The organism is Haloarcula sp. CBA1131, from assembly GCF_008728975.1.
GTDB lineage: Archaea > Halobacteriota > Halobacteria > Halobacteriales > Haloarculaceae > Haloarcula > Haloarcula hispanica.
This window is the reverse complement of record NZ_RPCY01000005.1, coordinates 1-8,596: the sequence shown is the minus strand read 5'-3', so window position 1 is coordinate 8,596 and position 8,596 is coordinate 1. Positions and strand designations below refer to the sequence as shown.

The window sequence follows — 8,596 nt, the reverse complement described above, 5'->3', positions numbered from 1 at the left end:
AAACTTCTGGAATAAATAGTCCCGACGTAAGTGAGCGGGGATGTGGCCAACATCAATATCTCTGGGATACCAGAGCAAGAAAAGGCGAAGTACACTAGGTTAGCAGAGGAATCCGGAGCCAAATCTCGCTCAGAATGGCTCCGTTGGCGTTTGCGTACCGGGGTCCATCTATGGGACTGCAACGGACGAATTGATCTTGAATCAGTAGATGAACTTGTGGAGGATCGCGAGCAAGCTGAGAGAGATGTAATCAGATCGGATTCCGAGATCAAACATTGTATAGTGCATCATTTGTCGACCCACGAAGTCGCTACCCTGGATGAGTTACAAGAGACCGTATTTGAGGAGTTAGTCATCGATGCTCTGTACGAATTGCTGAAGGAGGAGAAGGTGGAGAATGTCCCGGAAGTGGATATCGAAATCTCTGAAAATGGCAGACAGAAGTATCCCTCAAAAATGGTCTGATGACCAGATTCTCGAAATGGACACTAGTACGTCAACAGATGTACTTGAGCTCAAGCGGGATCCGATTCAAGAGTATATCAGGCGGAAACGGAGGTATGGAAAGGAAAGTGAGTACATTAAGAAGACGCGTACGATTCTTCGAGAGTTTGAAGCCTTCTTGTTCAAAGACTTCGAATCTCATCTTTGTAACATCGATGATACACACGTTGCTGAATTTAACGACCACCTCCGTACAGGGAATCGGTACTATACGATCACAGGGTCGCAGTCGAAAGTGCCGAAGAAAATTGATCTAGTAGACCGTACGAGACATGAATACCTTCGTGAGCTTGTTGGATTTTACAACTGGCTCGTTGAGGACGAAGGTGTACTCACTCAGAACCCCGCAAAGAAGGCATTGAATGATCTTCCTGAGTCTGAATTCAATCTATCACCACCGGGGCGTCCGCGGATTGAAATGCAGGAAATGCAGGCGTTTGTACAGTGGCTATCCACGCCGATTCACAGAGCAATGATTCTGTTTCTCCTGAAAACAGGCGCAAGAGTCGGCGAGCTGGTGAACTTAGATTTGTGTTGCCTTCATCTAGACCATCCAATCTATGACTCTCTACTTGAGGCGCGTAAAATATCACTTCATTCTGCTATTCGTTCGTCTCCCGATACCGTATTCTTAGAGGGTGGATATCAATCAAACACGGAAGTCCGTGCTGAGACGAGATCGGTGGGGAATAAGCGCCAACGACCGAGCGGGACACTCATTCCGATAGATGATGAACTCAAGACAGCATTACTAGAGTACCTACTTACTCGACGATGTGCTCATTCACATCCTCAACAGGCCCGACCAGTGTTTCTCAACCGCCAAGTTTCGGGTGATAATGATCGTCTCACCCGACAGTCGGTATATGCTCTTCTCACCAAAAACGGGGCCTCAGAAGGTGTACTGAAACAGTATGGTTGGTGGTCCGAAGGACTAGCAACAGAAGAGAAAGTCACACCACATTACTTCCGCCACTACTTCACTCATAACCATCGACATAATCAGGGAGTGCATGACCAATACATGCCAGAGGGGGTAATCGCATACATTCGTGGCGACGCCCCAAATGATGACTCGGTCAGAGAAAAGACGTACCGACACGATGATTGGAACGTCTGGGAACGTTACATCAAGCGTCCGTACTTAGTAGGGATCTACAAGTTCAATCTATACGACTAGGCTCACACGTCAGTGGATTCACCCCCACAACTTTACATCGGGTTTTAATACAGTCACGAAGATTGAGTATATCATTCAATGAGTCAGGCAACTCTCGGTGACGCGCCTTACCGGAACTCCGATCTCTTCTCCGGCTATTATCTTGATGAGCGTGTCAATGACCTGGAAGACTGGGAGCGTGACGACGAAGCTGAAGCCGCCTTTGAGGCCCTCAGCGAGTTGTGGGAACTCGAAAAGGATCTCGTTGGGTCGTATAACGAGGACGAGCTTCTCGATCAATGGATCACTGAGGTGTGCTCAGTTCTCGGCTTCGACACGATCTCTGAGGGGACACTTCCTGATGGCGGCGGGTACGTCGACCGCTTGCTGTACGAGTCCGACGAGAAGCGCCGGGAGGCCGCCGAGCGCAAGCTTCAGAACGACACTGGAGGAATGTTCGCGAAGGCGGCCGCGCTCGTCGAGGCCAAGCAGTGGGGCCACGACTTCGACCAACGATTTAGCGAGGACCGCTCATACCGAGACGCCTCTCACCAGATCAAGTACTACCTCGAACGCACACCCCCCGATCTCAAATGGGGAATTCTCACGAACGGGCGGAAGTGGCGGCTGTACGGCACGAAAGATTACGAGACGCAGACTTACTACGAGGTTGATCTCCCGGAGCTACTAGAATCGGGTGACCTTGAGCAGTTCAAATACTTCTACTGCTTCTTCCGCCCGGGCGCATTTACCGAGGTTGCAGGTACCTCCTTTCTTGAAACGGTGTGGAACGAGTCGGAGACAGCCGCACAGGAACTCGGGGAGGACCTTCAGGACAACGTTTTCACCGCGCTCCGGGTGCTCGGAGAGGGTTTCGTCGAGTCGAACGACCTCGACATCGACCCCGACGACGAAGCGGCGCGCGACGAGCTCAAAGAGAAGTCGCTCGTCTTGCTGTATCGGCTTATGTTCGTCCTGTATGCGGAGTCGCGCGGTCTGATCGATCCGGACGACCCCAAACGGAATGCTGAGTATCACGAGAACTTCAGCCTCGACGCCAAGCGCTCGGAGATCCTCGACGACCTGGAGGGAGAGGATCTCACCGACAGTGAGACGTTCCACCGCGAGTACAGCGAGTACTCCACGAGCATCTGGAACCGCCTCACCCGCCTCTTCGAACTCGTCGACGAAGGTGAAGAGGACCTCGACATCCCGCCGTACAACGGTGGCCTGTTCGACACCGACGATCACGCGTTCCTCGACGCCAACGAGGTATCAGACCCGTACATCGCGGAGGTGATCTTCCGGCTCTCGACCACTGTGAACGAGGAGGGTGAGCACGTGCTGGCGGATTATGCAGATCTTGACACGCGCCACCTGGGGACCATCTACGAGGGCCTGCTCGAACACGAGTTCCGTATCGCACCCGACGAAGGGATGGCCGCCGTCTCGGAGGACGGGGGACAGGTGTGGAAACAGGGCGATGAGGTGTCGGTCGCTGACGCCGTCGAAACCGTTGATGCCGGTGGGCTCTACGTCGTCAACGACGAAGGGGAGCGGAAGGCGACGGGCGCGTACTACACGCCCGACTACGTAGTGACGTACATCGTCGAGGAGACGGTCGATCCTCTGGTCGAAGAGATCGACGACGATCTTAAAGCCGACGGGCTTACAGAAAGCGACCCCGAGTACTTCCGACGCTTCTACCACCGCGTGACGGAGCTGAAGGTACTCGATCCCGCAATGGGGAGTGGACACTTCCTCACAAAGGCGACTGGGTACCTCACCGAGCAGGTGATGGCTGTTGTCCGAGAACAGGAAATCCAGTCATACGACGAGCAAGACATCCGACGGGAGATCTCGAAGGAGAGTATCTACGGCGTCGACCTCAATGGCATGGCTGTCGAGCTCGCGAAGCTCTCGATGTGGCTGGAGACACTCGCCGCCGACCAGCCACTCGCCTTCCTCGACCACCACCTCAAAGCCGGCAACTCACTCGTCGGCAGCGACATTACCGAGGTTCTGAGTGACGACACCGAGGGGAGCGACGGGCAGTTGACGCTCACACAGGCGTTCGCCCGCGTCCGCCAGGATACGCTCGAACACGTAATGGAGTTGATGGCCAATCTTCTCGCGTTCGACAACGAGACACTAGAAGAGATCAAGTCGATGGAGGGGTTGTACGACGAGATCCGTGACGATCCGCTGTATCAGCGGCTCTTCGAGTTAGCCAACGTTCACACTGCCGAGGAATTCGGAGTTGACGTTCCTGAAGACGCCTACGAGCGCATGGCCGATGCTATCGAGGATGAAGACGACTGGGCAGAGATTGAGGAGACAGACTGGTTCATCAATGCGCAGGAAGTTGCCGAGGAACAGGACTTCTTCCACTGGGAACTGGAGTATCCCGAGGTGTTCTTCGGGTCGGGTGGGAAGAGGCTAGAGGGAGCTGGGTTTGACACGGTGATTGGGAATCCACCGTATGTAAGTGCATGGTCAATGACGGAGGATGATGCTGAGTTAACAAGAAATGCTATCAAGGGCTTAGTTGACTCGCCTGGAATACTCTCTGGTCATTGGGATTTGTTTGTCCCATTTATACTCCGCGCTCACCAATTATGCAAAGAGGGTTGTTCGTATTCATACATCATTCCGAATGCGTTCTTCAGAGAGAAGTATGCAACTGAGCCCAGGAAATTCTTATTGGAAAATACTACAATCAGAGAGATTGTTGGATTCGGAGAGAAGAACGTATTTGAAGGGGTCTCGCGACAAACAGCAATTCCGATAATTGAAAAATCTGCACCGCTGTCCGACCATACTATACGTATCAATCAGGAATACAATCCAGATGCAGATAAGGGTGAGAAAGAGATCACTCAGTCTGACTTCTTAGAACTGCCAGGTTTCCAAATCCGTCATGAATCTGAACTAAAAGAGCTTGATATTCTTGATAAGATAGAAGAGACCAGCCGAAAGATGGGTGATATTTGTTATGTGAACTACGGTGCACAGATATCAAGCAAGGAGAAGGGAGGTTTCGGAAAACAGGAGCTACTGTACGAGGAACCTGGCGAAAACCGTGTGAAGTTCTTTGAAGGGAAAAACATTTCTCGCTATCACATTGAGTGGCCAGGATTGTACTTAGAATATCGTGATTCAGAGATGTATGGCCCGCGACATCCGCATTTATTCGAGTGCGAAAAGCTTGCTATCCGATACGTCTCAGATAGCGATGATTCGTTGCTAGCAGCTTTTGATGCATCAGGTATGTATACCGACCATCTCGTTGTTCTCTGCACACCATATGCAAACATCGAGGGCACTGATTTACGACAAAACTTCGATGGGTTCGATAGAGTAAATCACGAGTACGATTTACAATATCTGCAAGCGGTCGTCGCGTCAACAGTCGAGAGTTTTTATTACGCATCTCGATTTGCTACCGGGAGTTTACAAGGATCATATTCTCATGTATATCCGCAGTCAGTGCGGGATTTTCCTATCCCTGATATTGACTTCCAAACGGAAATAGACGAAAAAGAGGTCTCCGAATGGGTAAGCGATGCTAAATCATCTATTGATCAAAATAGCTACGGAGTCAACGTTGACGAGCTGAATGATGAAAATTCCCACTTTTTACACGAGATTGCATCCGATTTAGCCGAATATCTTGGTAATACGAAAAGCGTTCGTTTCGACCTAAACCTCTCCCTCCTTGATCATCTCGGCTCCTACTCCGACGGCCCGACACTCGCTGATATCGGGCTCACTCAGCCCCCGAAAGGCTCTGCCAACTCTATCCTCCAGATGACCGTCGAGGAGAAACCGAACCTCCGCGTCGGCGAAGCCACTGTGGTCAGAGAGTCTGACAGCACGGTCGAAATTAGACTCACCGCTCGCTACAAACCCGATGACGAGGATGCTAACGAGACCGACCAGTGGGGGTACACGGAGACCGAGCCACTACCGGCGCTACGGATTACGGACCTCTCCAAGAACGAAGCCGAACTTATCGAAGCGTTCGTGCCGGTGGCCGTCGACAAGGCTGACGGGTTTGCTGGCTTCCGGGAGACCGCGACCATAACGAACTCGCTGGTCGACCGGATGCGGAAGCTGACGCTGCCCGACGTCGACGAGGTTCGAGAAGGGCTGGAGAATTACATCGAAACGAAAGAACGAGCCGACGAGCTGGAGACGAAAATCGAGCGGACGGATGAGCTCATCGACGAGATCGTCTACGAGCTGTACGGGCTGACCGACGAGGAAATCGAGATTGTGGAGGAGGCGGTGGGGGAATGACTGTGTCCTCGCGAACGACCGAGAAATTGCTCTTGTGATTGCACCCAGCGGTTAGACAGGCTCAACTTCGTCTCGTCGTCGCTCGTATTCCTCCAGCTCTGTTACCCATTTGTACTCGCTGCTGGGCATGGGCTCTCCGAGCCACTCCAAGAACGCCTCTGTCTCGTCGAAAGATAGCGCCACTCGGCGGTCCCACACCATTATTCCGTGACCCTGCTCGCGGAGTTGCTGGGCACACGTCGCTCGTTTGTCGTCGTCGGTGATCGTCCACTGGGCCCGTGGCCGGTCAGAGTCGCCGGGCCATTCGAGACCGCCGTCACAGGCGTACCAAAGGCGCGCAATCGGGTGGGTGAGGTCCCAACCCTCGGCTGGTGGGTTGTCCATCTAGGTCCAGTAGCGACCGAGGGTCGGGTGTGAGACTGTCCGGAGTCGGTAGGTACCCTCGATGTCCTGGGTGATGCCACGAGAGAACCAGCCCAGCTTGTCGTGGCACCACTCGATATGTGGGCGTTGCATCGAGGCGAGTCGGAGTGCTAGCGGACCGTCGTTGGGGGCGTCCAGGTTGCCGTCGCCCAAGAGGAGCCGCGGATGGTCTCGTGGTGGGTGTCGTCGAGGTCGCGATAGGTGCAGGACTGGTTTCGGGCCCAGTGACCCGCGAGGCGCTGGTACTCGGTGTCGCACTGGTGGTAGACGCCGCCGCGGGTGTCGACGATCCACTCGGTCATCGCCAAAACTGTTAGATATTCGTGAACAAATTTATTACTCATATAGTTTCCATATTAATGCAGATTCGTAGGATAGAACCCGTTCGACAATAATTCAATGGTACGGAGTCGACTTTAGTATGGACATTGCCCCCTCAGACATCGAGGATAAATCCACGCGAGAAGTCCTGGATGAACTTATCCAATATGTTGTTACGAGCGGTGAGGAGATGGAATCCAAGACAACTCGCAGCGGGGGGCAAACTGACCTCAATATCTATCTTTGCGACAATCAGGATTACAACATTGGAGAACTGGATCAGTGGGTGACGTACATCGCGGAGAACGATGGTATAACCGGACATGCTGACAACTACGTTGGTGAACACACCTTCTCGGAGCAGGTAATCGATGAGGATATTTCGCTGGTCGGGATTTCTACACCAGCGAAGAATCGGGAGGATGAGTTTGTTTTCGTGGCAAAAGACGGCTATCTATGGGTTCTTACGACTGTTCACAGCGATTGGCGGGATAAGACAATCGAGAATCTACTCAACTATCTACCGTGTGTCGAACGGCTATATCTCTCTGCTGACGACCTGAGAGAGTTGACCGATGACGTGAAAGATGCGCGTGTGTCCGGCTTCACTGCAAAGTATCACGCTCCGAACCGGGAAAGAGATGCGACGCTCATATTCTCCGGGGCGGAGGAAAATGACCTCGAAGATGCGGAGGAGACCTTTGACGCCAAACCCACTCGGATAGAGTTCGACCAGACCAATTCCCCGGCCACTGCCATCCAGGGCTCTAATACGAATGAGGGCCGGGGTAACGATGCGGTCTGTCAAACGTGGCTCCGAAGGAAAGCTGTAGATACGATAATGGGTCTCACGGCCGGATACCAGGAGCTGGACCGGCAGAGTTTCGAAGTCGAACATGCTCCGGTGCGGCAAGAACTCGATAGCGGCTTCACTGTTGACGGATTCACTGCAGTCGAACTCACCGGACCCCGACCGAGGAGCAGGCGACGAACGAAGAACTGATAGCTGATTTAGAGGAGAATATCCTGCAATCAATACCGCTACGGTATTCGTGATGAGCAACGAAAGATCCGGGTTTACGATACCGACCACGATGAACTATTTGACGTAGCTTGAGCCACCGAACATCATTCTCTACGCCCGTGAGTCGACGACTGCACTCTCACTACGGTCTTTCGTTCGGGATGTCTACGACGACTTGGACTCGACGTACTCGCTGAGCAAATCGCATAATCCGGTGTCAATACAGTAGCTATGGATGAGGTGACAGAGGGGGTACGGCAACGGCGCGAAGTCACACTCCGCTGTCACCGAACGAGCGACGCCGGCGCTCTACAATCATGGTGTCCGTATTCCGATGTTCTTCCCGGAAATCAGTAACCCGCGAACCGGTGTGACTGCAGAGCCAGATTTTGTACTGTACGACGGGGAGACTTGTGCTAAGAGCGGGAATAATATTGATGGCGCGATATCCGACAGATGCGGAGTGTGCAAGCATCGATATCGAGGCGGAGGGGCCCCGAGCCGCCCAGGTCCGTGACCGGATTGGACTCAGTAAGCCAATCATCATCTATCAACATGGACGAGGAATATTTGGAGGTGCGTGAGGAGTCTACGCAGTTTGCAGATACTGTGGAGCTGACGAACCATGCCGTGCTGATGACGCAGGACTATGGTGGTGAACTCCGACCACTCACGGGTGAGTTCAACGAATCTACAGTCGCTTTTGGCGCGGAATAGCCCGAGAACCCGCCCGACCAGCTCATGCTGACCCGAATGGAGCATGAAGTGCTGGCATGGCGGTCGTATGGGTGAGCAAGGAGAGGTTAGTCGGACCGAGGTTCGTGACTATTTCGCACCGAAGCACAACGTCGGCCTCACCGAGT

The 8,596-nt window shown here is 53.1% G+C and carries 7 protein-coding genes; 4 read left to right on the top strand and 3 right to left on the bottom strand.

The genetic code is table 11. The features are described from left to right. The first annotated feature begins 42 nt into the window (after positions 1-42). From Har1131_RS22075 to Har1131_RS21510, 3 genes are all read left to right on the top strand, one after another. A complete protein-coding gene (locus Har1131_RS22075) occupies positions 43-465 on the top strand; it encodes a hypothetical protein (RefSeq protein WP_191907531.1) in 423 nt (140 codons plus the stop codon). Next, entirely contained in the window at positions 431-1,684 is a 1,254-nt protein-coding gene (locus Har1131_RS21515; protein ID WP_151148092.1) for a tyrosine-type recombinase/integrase, read from the top strand. Before Har1131_RS22075 ends, Har1131_RS21515 begins: the two co-directional genes overlap by 35 nt. A gap of 78 nt (positions 1,685-1,762) precedes the next feature. After that, on the top strand, positions 1,763-5,965 hold the full coding sequence (locus Har1131_RS21510) for an Eco57I restriction-modification methylase domain-containing protein (RefSeq protein ID WP_151148496.1): 4,203 nt from the start codon (positions 1,763-1,765) through the stop codon (positions 5,963-5,965). A 51-nt stretch (positions 5,966-6,016) separates the two neighbouring features. Here Har1131_RS21510 and Har1131_RS22440 read toward each other — a convergent pair whose 3' ends face one another. From Har1131_RS22440 to Har1131_RS22435, 3 genes are read right to left on the bottom strand one after another with little or no spacing between them, the layout of a single operon-like run. Next, on the bottom strand, positions 6,017-6,349 hold the full coding sequence (locus Har1131_RS22440; protein WP_225308183.1) for a hypothetical protein: 333 nt from the start codon (positions 6,347-6,349) through the stop codon (positions 6,017-6,019). Then, on the bottom strand, positions 6,350-6,481 hold the full coding sequence (locus tag Har1131_RS22635) for a hypothetical protein (protein WP_255518511.1): 132 nt from the start codon (positions 6,479-6,481) through the stop codon (positions 6,350-6,352). It lies immediately after the preceding gene. A gap of 17 nt (positions 6,482-6,498) precedes the next feature. Further along, complete coding sequence (locus Har1131_RS22435) at positions 6,499-6,690, bottom strand: hypothetical protein (RefSeq protein ID WP_225308240.1); 192 nt, start codon at positions 6,688-6,690, stop codon at positions 6,499-6,501. 119 nt (positions 6,691-6,809) lie between these two features. On the opposite strand from Har1131_RS22435, the gene Har1131_RS21500 reads away from it, so the two are divergent. Continuing rightward, positions 6,810-7,712 (top strand): hypothetical protein, encoded by a 903-nt coding sequence (locus Har1131_RS21500; RefSeq protein WP_151148494.1) that lies wholly within the window; start codon positions 6,810-6,812, stop codon positions 7,710-7,712. Positions 7,713-8,596: the final 884 nt, after the last annotated feature.

Excerpts from the sequence above, each read along its gene's own strand:
- Har1131_RS21510 (WP_151148496.1), top strand. The coding sequence starts at position 1,763 with ATGAGTCAGGCAACTCTCGGTGACGCGCCTTACCGGAACTCCGATCTC.
- Har1131_RS22440 (WP_225308183.1), bottom strand. The coding sequence starts at position 6,349 with ATGGACAACCCACCAGCCGAGGGTTGGGACCTCACCCACCCGATTGCG.
- Har1131_RS21515 (WP_151148092.1), top strand. The coding sequence starts at position 431 with ATGGCAGACAGAAGTATCCCTCAAAAATGGTCTGATGACCAGATTCTC.
- Har1131_RS22435 (WP_225308240.1), bottom strand. The coding sequence starts at position 6,690 with ATGACCGAGTGGATCGTCGACACCCGCGGCGGCGTCTACCACCAGTGC.
- Har1131_RS22635 (WP_255518511.1), bottom strand. The coding sequence starts at position 6,481 with ATGCAACGCCCACATATCGAGTGGTGCCACGACAAGCTGGGCTGGTTC.
- Har1131_RS21500 (WP_151148494.1), top strand. The coding sequence starts at position 6,810 with ATGGACATTGCCCCCTCAGACATCGAGGATAAATCCACGCGAGAAGTC.